Here is a 13,409-nt window from a genome sequence, read left to right as displayed (position 1 = left end):
CGCTGTATTATAGGCTATTGCTCAATATTTGACTAGTGACTTTTAAGATATTGTGCTATTTGTTTATTTTAATGAATATCAATGATTTGATTTGAAATAAAAATGCTGAAAGCCAAAATAAAAACGACAGTTGGGAGTACTAAAGTTCAATTTATTGGGCTAATTTTATTTGCGCATATTTTGCCGACATTATGTATCCCTTTGTATTATCTTATAATTCAAACTAATGCAGGGGTGTGGATTATCTTTGTCTTATTGGCTGTAATGGTTGCTATTACGTGGGGCTTGGCTTTATTGCCTATTTTACTTTAGCAGATTGTACAGTTATTTTATGAGTACCGATTGCTTACAGTCTCTTTCTGATGAGGACCTTAAGCCTTGTATATCTGCTATATCGCTCTTTTCCGCTCATGCTGCATTGGCTTCTTAAAGCATGTGGCATTGCTTCTGTTATCGCTATTTTCATTTATATTGTATTATTTATTGCTTATTTATCTGGTGCTATTGTTCCACCATCATCCTAGCTAAAAACATAAAAAGCAACGGCATTTATTTTCTAGATTCAGTAAAATAGCGGTACTGAAATAAATCTGCATAAGGTCAGCCATGCTTCCTCTATATGTCACCAGCGGCGAGCCTGCTGGTATCGGTCCTGATATTTGCCTAAGTTTGGCAGATCGGGTTGATGAGCGTCCAATTGTGGTTTTGGCAGATATTCATATGCTGAAGCAGCGGGCTGAAATTTTAAATCAGCATGTAGAATTGATTGAGTATCAAGGACAATCTGATACATCTGCACAGGGGCAACTTTATGTGGAGCATGTTGCATTAAATACAGAGGTAGTTTTAGGAAAATTAAATTCTCAAAATTCAGCTTATGTACTCGAACAATTACGTCGTTCAGCCGATTATGCCATGCAGGGTAAAAGTGTCGGCGTTGCAACGGCACCCGTACAAAAATCAATTATCAATGACGCAGGCATTCATTTCAGTGGGCACACCGAATATTATCAAGAGTTTGCGGCTGTTGAACGTGTGGTGATGATGTTGGCAACCAAGACTTTACGGGTTGCATTGGCGACCACGCATCTTGCATTACGCGATGTACCAGATGCCATTACCGCAGAGCGTCTGCATCAAGTGATTGATATTTTAATTTATGATTTAAAAACCAAATTTAAGATAGATCAGCCGCATATTTTGGTCTGTGGCTTAAATCCACATGCAGGTGAAGACGGTTATTTAGGTCGTGAAGAAATTGAAGTGATTAATCCAGTGCTTGAAACCTATCGTGCACAAGGCATTGATATGAGTTTAAGCCTTCCTGCCGATACCTTATTTACTCCTGAACATTTAAAAGGTGCAGATGCAGTTTTGGCGATGTATCACGATCAAGGCTTACCTGTGTTAAAATCTCAGGGATTTGGTGAAGCCATTAATATTACTTTAGGCTTACCGTTTATTCGTACTTCTGTAGATCATGGTACAGCGCTCTCCCTTGCAGGTACTGGACTGGCAAAAAGTTCAAGTTTGCACGTTGCTGTCGATTTAGCCCTTGATTTAGCCCGTCACTGATTTTTTGGTGAATAACCTTCACGTTGGAACTGTTTTTATGTATCAGATTAATGCCCTAAACCCAAAAGAAGAAGGGCATCAGGCTCGAAAACGATTTGGTCAAAACTTTTTACATGATCAACGTGTGATTGCCAAAATTGTGCGATCGGTCAACCCGCGTGCAGGTGAAAATATTGTTGAAATTGGTCCCGGTCTTGCAGCATTAACTTCACCTTTGATTGGTGAGTGTGATGCTTTAACGGTGATTGAGCTGGATCGTGACTTGGCAGCTGGCTTATCAGGTCGTGTGCCACATCCTGAGCGTTTAACCATTATTGAAGCAGATGCTTTGAAATATGACTATACCGCATTATTTCAAGAAGATCGCCCATTACGTGTAGTCGGGAACTTGCCGTATAACATTTCAACGCCATTACTTTTTCATCTTTTACAATTTGGTGACAAAGTTAAAGATATGCACTTTATGTTGCAAAAAGAAGTCGTTGATCGTATTACTGCCGCTCCAAATACCAAAGAATATGGTCGTTTGTCGGTCATGATTCAGTATTATTGTAAACCGACATTTTTGTTTGAAGTACCACCTGGGTCTTTTAATCCACCGCCGAAAGTCACTTCGGCTGTTTTCCGTTTAGAACCATATGCAGTCAAACCGATTGTGGCAAAAAATGAAAAAGCTTTGGCACGTTTGGTTTCACATGTCTTTACGCAGCGTCGTAAAACTTTGCGTAATAGTTTGAAAGGAATGTTGGTAGAAAATGGTTTTGAGAATGTTGGGATTGATCCAATGGCGCGTCCAGAAACCTTAACAATGGCTCAATTTGTGGCTTTGTCAGACCAAATGGTGGATTAAGTGGTTCGCTCTGAGATTAGATACAATTATGTGATTGGTGATGTTCAGGGTTGTTTCGAAGCCTTGAAAGCATTGCTAAAAGAAATTAAGTTTGATCCCGATCTGGATTTTATTTGGTTTGCAGGCGATTTGGTTGCCCGCGGTGAAAATTCAATTGGTGTACTCCGTTTTGTTAAAAAATTGGTTGATCGGGGTGTTGCTGCAACAGTATTGGGTAATCATGACTTAACACTTTTAGCCTGTGCACGTGGTTTAAAAGAGCTAAAGGATAAAGACAATACACGTGATGTGATTGATGCAATTGACAGTGATGATCTGATTGATTGGTTACGTAAACAGCCATTATGTCTTTTTCCGAATGATCAAACTATTTTGACACATGCGGGTATTCCATGTATTTGGTCGGCAGAGCAAACTTTTGCTTTTGCTAAAGAAGTTGAAGCCATGATTAGTCATGATAATTTTGATTTGGTGGATACCTTCTTAGCCGAGATGTATGGTAAACAGCCTGATATATGGTCAGATGATCTTCAGGATAATGCACGCCTTCGTTGTATTACCAACTATTTAACCCGTATGCGTTTAACCAATGCGCAAGGGAAAATGGAATTTAGTTTTAAAGATTCGCTTGATGATCCGATGCCTGTTGGTTTTCAGCCTTGGTTTGAATTTGAATCACAAGCTGCCAAAACGCATCAGATTATTTTTGGTCATTGGGCGGCATTACAGGGTAAAACCATTAATCCACAAATTCAGAATGTTGATGGTGGTTGTGTATGGGGCAATCAACTAATCGCTTATCGCCTAGAAGATAAGGAATTTTTTAAAGTCGATAATCCAGTGCTGTGATTTTTAGTTTTAAGTATTTTGTTGAAATAAAAAAAGCCGCAATTTTGCGGCTTTTTTGATGGTTCGAGCAGTTTAGTTTAGTCTATTCGAATCCAAGTCTGATTACGACCTAGTGCTGAAACACCCATATAGGCTCTGAGGGTTAAGCGTTTGCCTGATGCACTCAATTTCATTTTTGCATCATAGAGTTTTCCCGCAAGTGGATCAATCACGCGGCCATGTTCATAGTTGTTGGTGCCTTCCACATGTTTCAAACCTTTGAGAAGCTCCATGCCTAAAATAGGTTTGTTGGTGTATGGTGCTGGGCATTTATTACATATTTCTCTTGGTGTATAACCCGGACGAGGCGTGATTTTCACAATTTGGCCCGTATAGGTGCCGTTGCTTTCTTTATTGATTTGAATCACTGCTTTTGGAGAGCCTGTTTTATCATCAATTTGTTGCCACGTACCGCTTAAATCCTGCGCCAATGCAGATCCGCTTATTGCAGCACCAAGCAGCAGAAGTCCCAATTTCAAATTTAGCTTCATAAATATTCCTATGCGATTCCATCGCCACTTTAAAACTTCAATTGGCGCAAAAGCCTATTCTTGGCGAATCCAAGTTTGCGTGCGGCCAATAGCAGAAATGCCGATATAGCCCCTTAAAAGCAGGCGTTTACCATTAGTTGATTGTTTTCCTTTCAGATTGTAAATCTTACCAGAAAGTGGATCAAGGATTTGACCGCCAGCGTACAGGTTTTCTCCTTCAAATTTTAAATTTTTGAAGACTTCTAAACCTAAAATGGGCTGATCTGTATAAGGAGCAGGACAATTGACACATTTTTCCCGAGGGGTATAGCCTAGGCGAGGGGTGATTTTAACAACTTTTCCTGTAAAGGTATTATTTAGACTTTTATAAATTTCAATAATCGCTTTTGGAGAGCCTGTTTTATCATCAATTTGTTGCCATATCCCTGATAGATCTTGTGCCAATACATTTCCACTGAAAAATAAACTGGCAAAAGTAACAAGCAAAATATTCTTTTTCATATCAATTCCTTTGCTTATGGAGAGTAATTTTTGTATCCATTAAGCACATCTTATGATTGTCTGGGAATTAGTCAATATATTGCGTCATAAAAAAGAACAATAATGTGAATGATTTAAATAACTGTGAATAAAAAAGCCACATAGTGTGGCTTTTTGTCAAAATTAATCATTTTTGATCCACGTCTGACTACGTCCCAAAGCTGAAATACCGACATAACCACGTAAATTTAGCCGTTTTCCATTAGCACTCAATTTTGCTTTCATGCTGTAAATATTGCCAGATAGTGGGTCGATAATTTTACCACCACTGAAATTGAGTCCCTCAGCATATTTTAAACCAGTTAACACATCCATCCCCAGAATGGGTTTATTGGTATAAGGTGCGGGACATTTGACACAGATTTCTTTTGGGGTGTAGCCTGGACGTGGCGTTATTTTTATAACTTTTGCTGTATATGTACCATTTGTTTCTTGACGAATTTCAAGAACTGCTTTTGATGAGCCTGTTTTATCATCAATATTCTTCCATGTCCCCGTAATGTCTTCTGCAAATGCAAGACTACTAAGTGAAGAAAAAACCAACGCCATTACAATTTTAATGCTTTTCATCAACAAATTCCTTTTTGATAATGTTTTGACTCATTTTTATTCTAAGGTTATTTTTTATACTAAACAATCATTAGTTTATGATTTTTCAATCACATTTTTTGTAAATAAAGTATAAAAGTTGGCAACCAAATTGCTGTAAATACGGCATTTACAGCCATTCCAAAAGCAGCATAGCGTCCAGCCACGCTGCCTCTTTGCCATGCTTGTGCAGTACCAATGGCATGTGCGGCTAAACCTAATGCTAAACCAGATGCTCTTTCATCATGAATGTGACGTAAGATAAATGGAGAAAATGCAGCACCAATCACGCCAGATAAAATCACAATCAGAATCACTAGGCTGAGTGGGGCATGCAGTAGCGTAGCAATATTAATTGCAATGGGCGTGGTCACAGCACGTGTTGCAAATGCCATAATACTGGCATCTGACATATGCAATAAATAAGCAAGTCCCATAGGTAATACAACTGCACTAATACTGGCAAAGACCAAAATACCCACAATTGCTTTGAGCGGTAAGTCGTCATAACGCATTGCTGCTAGCGGAATGGCTAAGGCAACCGTGACGTAACCGAGCAAATGATTAAAAAGCGGATTAACTTGGGTCATATAGGATTGATAAGGCATACCAAATACAAACAACAGCCCAATAATGAAGAACATCCCAATTACGATGATTGGAACTTGTGGAAGTTTTTTATTAATAGGTTTAGCAATCAGATAAGCCATGAGCGTGATGATAAAACCAGAAAGTACTGCGAACATATGATTTCCCTATAACCAGCGTTTAGCCATTTTTGCATACACCCATAATGGAATAAGGGTACTGATGAACATGACGATGAGAAAAAGCGGAATCTCTTTGCCCATTTGTACCAACATAATCAGTGAACCTGCACTAATGGGTAAAAAGGCAAAAGCACTTTCTTTCATAATTTTATTGTTGGTATCGACTAAACGGGCTGGTAATTTATGCACATTTCTCCAAACCAGTAATGTCATTAATAAAGCAATTAAACCGACTAAATTGCCTAATTCAGGATGATTAAATTGTGTCATTAACCAGACTGCTCCCTCACGAAAGCAGATGATTAATGCCAGTGTACCGATCCATGCAGGCCAGTCGATTGTTTTTATCCAGTCCATGTTTACCAAACTTTAAAATTATACTTATCACGTTTTAACCGATTTATCTTTTAATTTCAAATTCCTCAAGTGCTCTTTTAAACTGGGTCGCTTTATGACCTAGAATTTCATCAATCGGTAGATGGGCTTGCTTAATCAATTGTTCCAGCTTTTGTGGTGCAATAATGACATGTAAATGCAGGTTGCCTTGATCATCATAATTTTCAGTTTGAATGACATTTAAAGCATACAGTTGAGTGCGCAATTTTCCATATTCTGGTTTTAACACCAGCTCGAAACTTTGCAGTTGTCCCATCAAGCATTCTTGAACGGCTTGGCGTAATAGGTTTAAGCCTTGTTTAGAATGTGCCGAGACATAGACACGGTCAGGGACATGCGGCTTAGCGTAGACAATTTTGGCATCTTCACCACTAACATCTATTTTGTTATAAACACGCAGTACAGGAACATCCACCCCGATTTCTTTTAAAACTTTCTCAACTGCTTCAATTTGCTCCATCATATCGGGACTACTGGAGTCAATGACATGGAGCAGTAAAGTCGCCTCTAAAGTTTCCTCAAGTGTGGCTTTAAAGGATTCCACCAAAGCATGTGCAAGGTTACGAACGAAACCCACAGTATCCGCAAGGACTAAAGCACCAATCCCATCCCAATTTAAACGGCGCAGCGTGGGGTCAAGTGTTGCAAACAATTGATCTGCTGCATAAACATCAGAGCGGGCGAGTATATTGAATAATGTAGATTTACCCGCATTGGTATAGCCTACCAAAGAGACCGTGGGAATAGCGGCTTTTTGCCGTGCAGCACGACCTTGGATACGGGTTTGGCGAACTTTTTCCAGCTTATCTTTTAGCTGTCCAATGCGTAAACGTAGTAAGCGACGGTCTGTTTCTAATTGCGTTTCACCCGGTCCACGTAAACCAATACCGCCTTTTTGGCTGTCTAAACTAATGCCACTACCAACCAGTCGAGAAGACAGATAGTCTAATTGTGCCAATTCAACTTGCAGTTTACCTTCATGGGTACGTGCACGTTGTGCAAAGATATCTAAAATGAGGCGAGTACGGTCGATGACACGACATTGCATCACTCTTTCTAAATTACGTTCTTGCGAGGGGCTGAGGGTATGATCAAAAATTACCAAATCTGCTTCTAAAGCTTTTGCTAATTCAGCGATTTCTTCAGCCTTTCCTGAGCCGATAAACAGTTTAGGATCTGGTTTAATGCGTTGAGCGGTAATGTGTTCTAGAATTTCAGCACCAGCAGACTTAGCTAATAAGCGAAATTCTTCAACATCAAGGTCATCTAACAGTTGTACGGATACACTGACTAATATGGCGCGGTTGCTATCTTGATGTTGTTCAATATATTCCACTAAATGCAATCTCAACGACATGAAAACTTTATTTTAGTGGAAAATTACTGCTGATAGTAAAAAATAGCGAAAAGTTCAGCATGCATCGTAACAAAACGTTGAGTGAACAAAAATAAGGCCATAATTTGTCAGTATGATTAGCCTTAATTGGTTTTTAACTGGCTGACAGTATTAATCATTTTAAGGCTTGAAGATGTTTATTCTGGCGATATCGCTATGGTTAGAATGGGTGTTTTAGCTTAAAGCGTAGACTTAGTCATTTTCATCATGCAGCAAAAAAGTATTTGGTGGTTTTTATGATCAATGCAAGATGAAAATGAACAGTATAGAATGACAGTACATGAACGATTAATGCTGTATCTGGTAATTAGTGATCAATCTATGACTCAATCCTCTGTAACTGAAAGTTCGTCGTTAAATAGCATGTCTAAGTTTTTGTTATATAGTAAAAAATTGTTGGCTGGTCTAGGGGCGATTATACAAGGGTTTTATTTGGTTTTTCGTCATCGTTTATATAAAGATCCGAACAACCCAAATAATACGCGCTATGTGCAACACTTTTGCCGCCAGTTAAGCAAAGTGTTTAATATTGAAGTTCAAATTCATGGGCAGATTCCAAGACAACCTGCGTTATGGGTCAGTAATCATGTTTCTTGGTTAGATGTTGCTGTTTTAGGCTCAGGCGCTCGGGTGTTCTTTTTGGCAAAAGCTGAAATTGAAAAATGGCCATTATTTGGAAAATTGGCTAAAGGGGGCGGAACACTGTTTATTAAACGGGGTTCTGGTGATTCAGTTAAAATTCGTGAACAAATTACCACCTTCTTAAAGCAAGATATTCCAGTGCTATTCTTTCCTGAAGCAACCACTTCCGATGGTTCAAAAATAAAAAAAATCTATGGGCGTATTTTAGGTGCAGCGATTGAGGCCAATCGTCCGATACAAATTTGCTTAATTTGTTATGTGAATCAACATGGACAACTGGATATGGTCGCGCCGTTTGTCGGTCACTTGAGTTTTGTCGACCATGTCAAAAATGTCTTGGAAATGCCTAAAGTGACCGCTCATTTAATGACATTGCCAGCAATTTCGGTTGAGGGGCATACCGTTGAGACTTTAACTCAAGAAGTCCAAACTAAAATGGTCGAAGGTTTAGCGCAGTTGCAGCACCGAGTTCTGCAAACCGACAGCGTAAATGACTAAAGATGAACGGCTAAGGAAAACAGTGCGTCTAGCAGGAAGGCTTACATAAAGCCTTCAATAGGCAGCCATGAAATGATTTTTACCCCAGCTTTTTGCCACCATTTCATTTTTGGTTCTTTGTGATAGATTTTAATGTCGCCATTATGCTTTTTAATTTTCCAGTTGATATTTTGATTGGCATCTAAAACCAGTTTATAGGCATATTTAGATAAATTTTCATCCATGGTCTGATGAATTGCTTTGGCTAAGTTGGGGCTATTCAGTAGAACGCCAATTTCAGTATTTAAATAGGCAGAACGAGGGTCGAAATTGAAAGAGCCAATAAAGACTTGTTTTTGATCAATCGCCATGAGTTTTGCATGCAGGCTAGAGCGGCTTAAACCTTTTAAGCTGACTTTGGTTTTTTCCGCAATTTCCTCTGTATTGGCATTTAAGTTTTCAGCTTCAGGTGCAGACAAAAACTCATACAGTTCTACCTTATTTTTTAATAAATCTTTGCGATATTTAGCATAAAAAGCATGGACCACAGCGACATCATTGGCTTTAAAAGAATTGGTCAGGACACGGACTTGAATATTACTTTGTGCTAGATCGCTAAGCATTTTTTCGCCTTTCTTTTCAGGGACGAAATAAGCTGAAACGATATCCACACTGTGTTCTGGGTTTTCTAAATGATTAATTAGCTGAAAATTTAAATATTGTTCTTTTTTGGCTTTAGATTTGATTTTACTTGGTGAATCATGAACGACTTCGGCCTTGACCCAATCAAATTGAATACTATTATTGAGCCACTTTTCAACATTATGGGATCGGGTGGCTAAATCAAGATAATTTTGTACGGTAATCTCTTGATAATAAGTATTGAGTTGTTGTTTTAAACTTTCAAAACGTAAGGCATAGTGTCTTGAATTAACAATCTGTTTTACTGGAAATGCATATTCATCATTCCAGTATTCATCAAAAGAATGAATAATTTCATCAGATGCAGAGCCGACCAGCATGACATCGACATCGGAAAATTGATAATTGTCACTGACGTTATAATATTGATTACTCATATTGCGGCCACCAATCAAAGAAATTTGATTGTCTGCAATAAAGCTTTTGTTATGCATACGACGGTTAATGCGTTTTAAGTCGAGCACCATATCCATGGCACGGTAATGTCTAAATCGGTAGGGGTTATAGAGTTTGACATCAATATTTTGATGTTGATCGAGTGCAAGATAAATCCCTTCCATTTTTTTTGCATTGTTATCATCCATCAATAAACGGACTTTTACACCACGATCAGCCGCTTTAATAATAGAATAAAGTGCCAGTGAGCCAATTCTATCGTTATCCCAAATATAATATTGCAAATCTAATGTTTTTTCTGCTTTATCAATGAGATGTATACGCGCTGCTAAAGCTTCAAGCGGATCATATAAAACATGATAACCAGTAAGATTAGGATTTTGTTCTCTTAATGGCTCAACGATTTTAGCCAGTGAGGTTTGTTCTGTTTCGGTATCGAACGCATATTCCATCGGTTGAGGTGTTTGTTTGGGGAGCGTTGAACATGCAGGAATCCCTAAAATGAGGCTACAACTCAACAATACCGCTGTTCTATAGGTAGAAGAACCATACCCTTTGCCGCTGTTTAATTGTGCTATTTGTTGGGGAGATCGCGCCATATTTTATAAACAATACCAAAAATTGGTTTGAGTATAAGTGCCAGCTGTGAAAAGATAAATATCAAAAGAGATGAATGATGTCATATCATCGTTATCATTAGAGAAGTTATTATGTGGGATACGCACTCCGTCGTTTTTTATTTTTATATCAGTTTTGTCGTGATCGGACTTTGGGGTGTGGCACAGGCATGGCTAAGCCAAACGCGTACTGAAACCATTCATCCCTTTAAAGCCTTTGTTCATTTATTGGCATTTTATTTATCTTATTTACTTTTCCCTTTATTTTTCTTTAGCTTGTATGCAGGGTGGAGTGGCTATTATTCTCTTCATGAAGCCATTTTTATTTTTGTACTCAGTTGTCTGCTAATTTATGCGCGCTTTATTGAACCCCATCATGTTGGGGTGAAAACCATGCAATATCAATTGAATCCCGATCAAAAAATGCAGCAGCCGATTAAAATTGCATTGATTGCCGATTTACATATTGGTTTATTTTCAGGACATGAACGTCAACTTAATATTATTGTCGCGAAAATTAATCAGCAGAATCCAGATTTAGTGGTGGTGGCTGGGGATTGGACTTATGAACCAGAAAACACACTTGCCGATGAACTAGCGATTTTAAAACAGATCAAAGCCCCCGTTTATTCGGTGAATGGCAATCATGATGAACAGTATCCTGGACCCCCAATTCAAAATTTATTAAGACATGCTTTGATGGTCAATAATGTGATTGATATTGAAGGTCAGATGGTGGAGTTCGATGAATTTCGTTTGCTTGGGGTCGGTGATTTATGGGCGGGAAAAACCGATATGCGTTATATGCCAGACTTACCGCAAGATAAGCCATGGGTACTTTTATCACATAATCCCGATACAGTAGATATGGTGCCAAAATTGCCAACACGGCCATTAATGTTGTCTGGGCATACGCATGGTGGACAAGTTGAGCTGCCGTGGCTGACCAATTATATTATGAAGAAAGTCTCTATTCTTGGACATAAAAAGGGGCTGTATCAACACGAAAATGCCGATGTGTTTGTGACGGTTGGAACAGGAATGGTGGGTGTACCATTTCGTTTTCGTGTCCCCCCAACCATTGATATTATTGAGTTGGTTTAACGCTGAAATATAAATTTGCGTGTTGAATATTTGCGATATGATAAAGATCAAATAAGAACCATAGGAGGAGACAATGTCTTTTTCGCAAGAAGTGGGACAGTTTTTTGCTTTAACAGAAACGCAATCGGCACAGCTCGAAGCGGGTTTTATCCGTTTAGAACAGGACTTTCAGCAAGCAGCAGCGGATGAGGTGAATACGCCAGAATTTGCGCGTGCATTTTATCAAAAGTTTGAGCAACTGATCGCGGCATTTGGCTTCAATGAAAATAATGTGGAAGCGTTGCTTGAGCATTTATATGGCACAGAACGCTATCGCCAACTGGTGACTTACATTGTTCCGAGTTATTACAATGCCGGTGGTGATCGCATGGTCTTTGAAGAGATCTATCAAGAAATGTTAAGTGATGAACAAATCTGAGAAAACCGTATCTGAGAAAACAATCTCTGAAAAAATCATATCAACCTCATAAGACATCATATAAAAAAACCAGCGTGAAATGACGCTGGTTTTTTTAGGCTTTGATGAACTTAAACTTGGTTGTTCACGTCATCATTTTTTGTTTCACGAATGGCTAAAAAAGCCAGCAGTGACAGGATGGATGCAGCAGTTAAATAGTAACCGACTGCTTGTAAACCATACGTGGTGGCAAGTTTGGTTGCAATCAATGGCGCAAAAGATGCCCCAAAAATACCCGCAAGGTTAAAGGTTAATGCCGAACCGGTATAACGAACTGAAGTCGGGAAGATTTCAGACAGTACTGTTCCGATAGGACCATAAGTCATGCCCATTAAGGATAAACCTAAACACAGGAACAGGAAGACCATGACTGTGCTGCCAGATTCAAGCATACTCGAGAACACTAAACCGAAGAATGCACAGGCGATACAGACACCAATTGAGGTGGCTCTACGACCAAATTTTTCAGCAAAAACAGCAGAAAGCGGAATGAATGCCGCAAAGCAAAATGTCGCAACCAATTGAAGTTTTAAGAATTCAGCACGGGTATACCCAAGTTTTGTGGTTCCCCAATTGAGTGCGAAGACTGTGGTTAAATAGAACACGACAAAGGTACAAATTGCAGCGATTGTACCCAAAATAAGCATGCGCCAATGTTTGGTCATGACTTCTTTAAATGGAATATTGACTTCTTTTTGCTTATCCAAGACTTTTTGAAATGCAGGTGTTTCGTGCAGTTTTAGACGAATCCAAAGACCGACAATCACCAGTAGTGAACTGGCAATGAATGGAATACGCCAGCCCCATTGCATGAAGTCTGCTTCAGACATCAATGCACCTAGGGTTAAAAAGGAGCCTGTGGCTAAAATAAAGCCGATAGGTGCCCCAAGTTGAGGGAACATGCCATACCAAGCCCGTTTGCCTTCAGGTGCATTTTCAGTGGCAAGCAGTACAGCACCACTCCATTCACCGCCTAAACCCAGCCCTTGTCCTAAACGACACAGTGCCAGTAGCAGTGGCGCGGCAAGACCAATTTGCGCATAGGTGGGCAGTAAACCGATACAAACGGTGGAAATACCCATGGTCAGTAAAGCCGCAACCAGTGTGGCTTTACGACCAATTCGGTCACCCAAATGCCCAAACAGTGCTGCACCAATCGGGCGAGCAATAAAGGCAATAGCAAATGTGGCTAAGGACTGGATGGTTGCTGTCGTCGGGTCTGTACTTGCAGGAAAGAACAGATGAGGGAAAATAATGACCGCAGCTGTGGCATAAATATAAAAATCGAAAAATTCGATTGTTGTACCGACAAGGCTTGCGCTAAGTACACGGAATTTTGAGTTGGTTGCTACTTCTGGAGCAGCGATAAAATTTGATGACGCCATAAGAACCTTACACTTAGTAAAAATAAAAAAACTTAATTTTAAAAGGGTAATCTTTTTAAAAAAGGCGTAATTTCTTAAAAAAATACGAAATACCGACTTAGATCTACGGATTTAGGGTTGCTAAAAAATGTAGAA

The 13,409-nt window shown here is 39.2% G+C and carries 15 protein-coding genes; 7 read left to right on the top strand and 8 right to left on the bottom strand.

The genetic code is table 11. The annotated features are described in order from the left end of the window. The first annotated feature begins 102 nt into the window (after nucleotides 1-102). The 4 genes from B9T24_RS05340 (at nucleotide 103) to B9T24_RS05325 (ending at nucleotide 3,274) form a co-directional block, all read left to right on the top strand. The gene (locus tag B9T24_RS05340) at nucleotides 103-312 is read left to right on the top strand and encodes a hypothetical protein (protein WP_086164830.1); all 210 of its coding nucleotides are present in this window, start codon (nucleotides 103-105) and stop codon (nucleotides 310-312) included. Between the two features lie 294 nt (nucleotides 313-606). Continuing rightward, a complete protein-coding gene (pdxA, locus tag B9T24_RS05335) occupies nucleotides 607-1,575 on the top strand; it encodes a 4-hydroxythreonine-4-phosphate dehydrogenase PdxA (protein ID WP_086164829.1) in 969 nt (322 codons plus the stop codon). A gap of 37 nt (nucleotides 1,576-1,612) precedes the next feature. Further along, nucleotides 1,613-2,425, top strand: coding sequence for a 16S rRNA (adenine(1518)-N(6)/adenine(1519)-N(6))-dimethyltransferase RsmA (gene rsmA, locus B9T24_RS05330; protein WP_086164828.1), 813 nt, complete (start codon nucleotides 1,613-1,615; stop codon nucleotides 2,423-2,425). A gap of 15 nt (nucleotides 2,426-2,440) precedes the next feature. After that, on the top strand, nucleotides 2,441-3,274 hold the full coding sequence (locus tag B9T24_RS05325; protein ID WP_171264860.1) for a symmetrical bis(5'-nucleosyl)-tetraphosphatase: 834 nt from the start codon (nucleotides 2,441-2,443) through the stop codon (nucleotides 3,272-3,274). Between the two features lie 77 nt (nucleotides 3,275-3,351). On the opposite strand, the gene B9T24_RS05320 is transcribed toward B9T24_RS05325, so the two are convergent. The 6 genes from B9T24_RS05320 to hflX all read right to left on the bottom strand — a co-directional run bounded on the left by B9T24_RS05320 (nucleotide 3,352) and on the right by hflX (nucleotide 7,455). Continuing rightward, on the bottom strand, nucleotides 3,352-3,804 hold the full coding sequence (locus tag B9T24_RS05320; protein ID WP_086164826.1) for a DUF2147 domain-containing protein: 453 nt from the start codon (nucleotides 3,802-3,804) through the stop codon (nucleotides 3,352-3,354). Nucleotides 3,805-3,858: 54 nt separating this feature from the next. After that, nucleotides 3,859-4,305 (bottom strand): DUF2147 domain-containing protein, encoded by a 447-nt coding sequence (locus B9T24_RS05315; protein ID WP_086164825.1) that lies wholly within the window; start codon nucleotides 4,303-4,305, stop codon nucleotides 3,859-3,861. Between the two features lie 162 nt (nucleotides 4,306-4,467). Continuing rightward, the gene (locus tag B9T24_RS05310) at nucleotides 4,468-4,914 is read right to left on the bottom strand and encodes a DUF2147 domain-containing protein (RefSeq protein ID WP_086164824.1); all 447 of its coding nucleotides are present in this window, start codon (nucleotides 4,912-4,914) and stop codon (nucleotides 4,468-4,470) included. A gap of 89 nt (nucleotides 4,915-5,003) precedes the next feature. Beyond that, the gene (locus B9T24_RS05305; RefSeq protein WP_086164823.1) at nucleotides 5,004-5,678 is read right to left on the bottom strand and encodes an LrgB family protein; all 675 of its coding nucleotides are present in this window, start codon (nucleotides 5,676-5,678) and stop codon (nucleotides 5,004-5,006) included. A 9-nt stretch (nucleotides 5,679-5,687) separates the two neighbouring features. After that, the gene (locus B9T24_RS05300) at nucleotides 5,688-6,059 is read right to left on the bottom strand and encodes a hypothetical protein (protein ID WP_086164822.1); all 372 of its coding nucleotides are present in this window, start codon (nucleotides 6,057-6,059) and stop codon (nucleotides 5,688-5,690) included. Nucleotides 6,060-6,102: 43 nt separating this feature from the next. Then, the gene (gene hflX / locus B9T24_RS05295; protein ID WP_416224349.1) at nucleotides 6,103-7,455 is read right to left on the bottom strand and encodes a ribosome rescue GTPase HflX; all 1,353 of its coding nucleotides are present in this window, start codon (nucleotides 7,453-7,455) and stop codon (nucleotides 6,103-6,105) included. 360 nt (nucleotides 7,456-7,815) lie between these two features. On the opposite strand from hflX, the gene B9T24_RS05290 reads away from it, so the two are divergent. Next, the gene (locus tag B9T24_RS05290) at nucleotides 7,816-8,634 is read left to right on the top strand and encodes a lysophospholipid acyltransferase family protein (protein WP_086164928.1); all 819 of its coding nucleotides are present in this window, start codon (nucleotides 7,816-7,818) and stop codon (nucleotides 8,632-8,634) included. 41 nt (nucleotides 8,635-8,675) lie between these two features. On the opposite strand, the gene B9T24_RS05285 is transcribed toward B9T24_RS05290, so the two are convergent. Further along, entirely contained in the window at nucleotides 8,676-10,310 is a 1,635-nt protein-coding gene (locus B9T24_RS05285; RefSeq protein WP_143223735.1) for a phospholipase D family protein, read from the bottom strand. Nucleotides 10,311-10,421: 111 nt separating this feature from the next. Between B9T24_RS05285 and B9T24_RS05280 the strand changes: the two genes are divergently transcribed. Both B9T24_RS05280 and B9T24_RS05275 read left to right on the top strand, forming a co-directional pair. Then, a complete protein-coding gene (locus B9T24_RS05280; protein WP_086164820.1) occupies nucleotides 10,422-11,432 on the top strand; it encodes a metallophosphoesterase in 1,011 nt (336 codons plus the stop codon). Nucleotides 11,433-11,505: 73 nt separating this feature from the next. Next, nucleotides 11,506-11,850, top strand: coding sequence for a hypothetical protein (locus B9T24_RS05275; protein ID WP_086164819.1), 345 nt, complete (start codon nucleotides 11,506-11,508; stop codon nucleotides 11,848-11,850). Nucleotides 11,851-11,960: 110 nt separating this feature from the next. Here B9T24_RS05275 and B9T24_RS05270 read toward each other — a convergent pair whose 3' ends face one another. After that, complete coding sequence (locus B9T24_RS05270) at nucleotides 11,961-13,274, bottom strand: MFS transporter (RefSeq protein ID WP_086164818.1); 1,314 nt, start codon at nucleotides 13,272-13,274, stop codon at nucleotides 11,961-11,963. Nucleotides 13,275-13,409 lie beyond the last annotated feature (135 nt).

This window comes from Acinetobacter sp. ANC 4654 (assembly GCF_002135425.1).
In the GTDB taxonomy this organism is placed as follows: Bacteria; Pseudomonadota; Gammaproteobacteria; order Pseudomonadales; family Moraxellaceae; genus Acinetobacter; species Acinetobacter kyonggiensis.
The sequence above is the reverse complement of the archived record's forward strand: the minus strand, read 5'-3'. Positions and strand labels throughout refer to the sequence as shown.

What these genes read in the sequence shown, in the direction of transcription:
- B9T24_RS05340 (WP_086164830.1), top strand. Translation starts at nt 103, where the DNA reads ATGCTGAAAGCCAAAATAAAAACGACAGTTGGGAGTACTAAAGTTCAA.
- pdxA (WP_086164829.1), top strand. Translation starts at nt 607, where the DNA reads ATGCTTCCTCTATATGTCACCAGCGGCGAGCCTGCTGGTATCGGTCCT.
- rsmA (WP_086164828.1), top strand. Translation starts at nt 1,613, where the DNA reads ATGTATCAGATTAATGCCCTAAACCCAAAAGAAGAAGGGCATCAGGCT.
- B9T24_RS05320 (WP_086164826.1), bottom strand. Translation starts at nt 3,804, where the DNA reads ATGAAGCTAAATTTGAAATTGGGACTTCTGCTGCTTGGTGCTGCAATA.
- B9T24_RS05315 (WP_086164825.1), bottom strand. Translation starts at nt 4,305, where the DNA reads ATGAAAAAGAATATTTTGCTTGTTACTTTTGCCAGTTTATTTTTCAGT.
- B9T24_RS05310 (WP_086164824.1), bottom strand. Translation starts at nt 4,914, where the DNA reads ATGAAAAGCATTAAAATTGTAATGGCGTTGGTTTTTTCTTCACTTAGT.
- B9T24_RS05305 (WP_086164823.1), bottom strand. Translation starts at nt 5,678, where the DNA reads ATGTTCGCAGTACTTTCTGGTTTTATCATCACGCTCATGGCTTATCTG.
- B9T24_RS05300 (WP_086164822.1), bottom strand. Translation starts at nt 6,059, where the DNA reads ATGGACTGGATAAAAACAATCGACTGGCCTGCATGGATCGGTACACTG.
- hflX (WP_416224349.1), bottom strand. Translation starts at nt 7,455, where the DNA reads ATGTCGTTGAGATTGCATTTAGTGGAATATATTGAACAACATCAAGAT.
- B9T24_RS05290 (WP_086164928.1), top strand. Translation starts at nt 7,816, where the DNA reads ATGACTCAATCCTCTGTAACTGAAAGTTCGTCGTTAAATAGCATGTCT.
- B9T24_RS05285 (WP_143223735.1), bottom strand. Translation starts at nt 10,310, where the DNA reads ATGGCGCGATCTCCCCAACAAATAGCACAATTAAACAGCGGCAAAGGG.
- B9T24_RS05280 (WP_086164820.1), top strand. Translation starts at nt 10,422, where the DNA reads ATGTGGGATACGCACTCCGTCGTTTTTTATTTTTATATCAGTTTTGTC.
- B9T24_RS05275 (WP_086164819.1), top strand. Translation starts at nt 11,506, where the DNA reads ATGTCTTTTTCGCAAGAAGTGGGACAGTTTTTTGCTTTAACAGAAACG.
- B9T24_RS05270 (WP_086164818.1), bottom strand. Translation starts at nt 13,274, where the DNA reads ATGGCGTCATCAAATTTTATCGCTGCTCCAGAAGTAGCAACCAACTCA.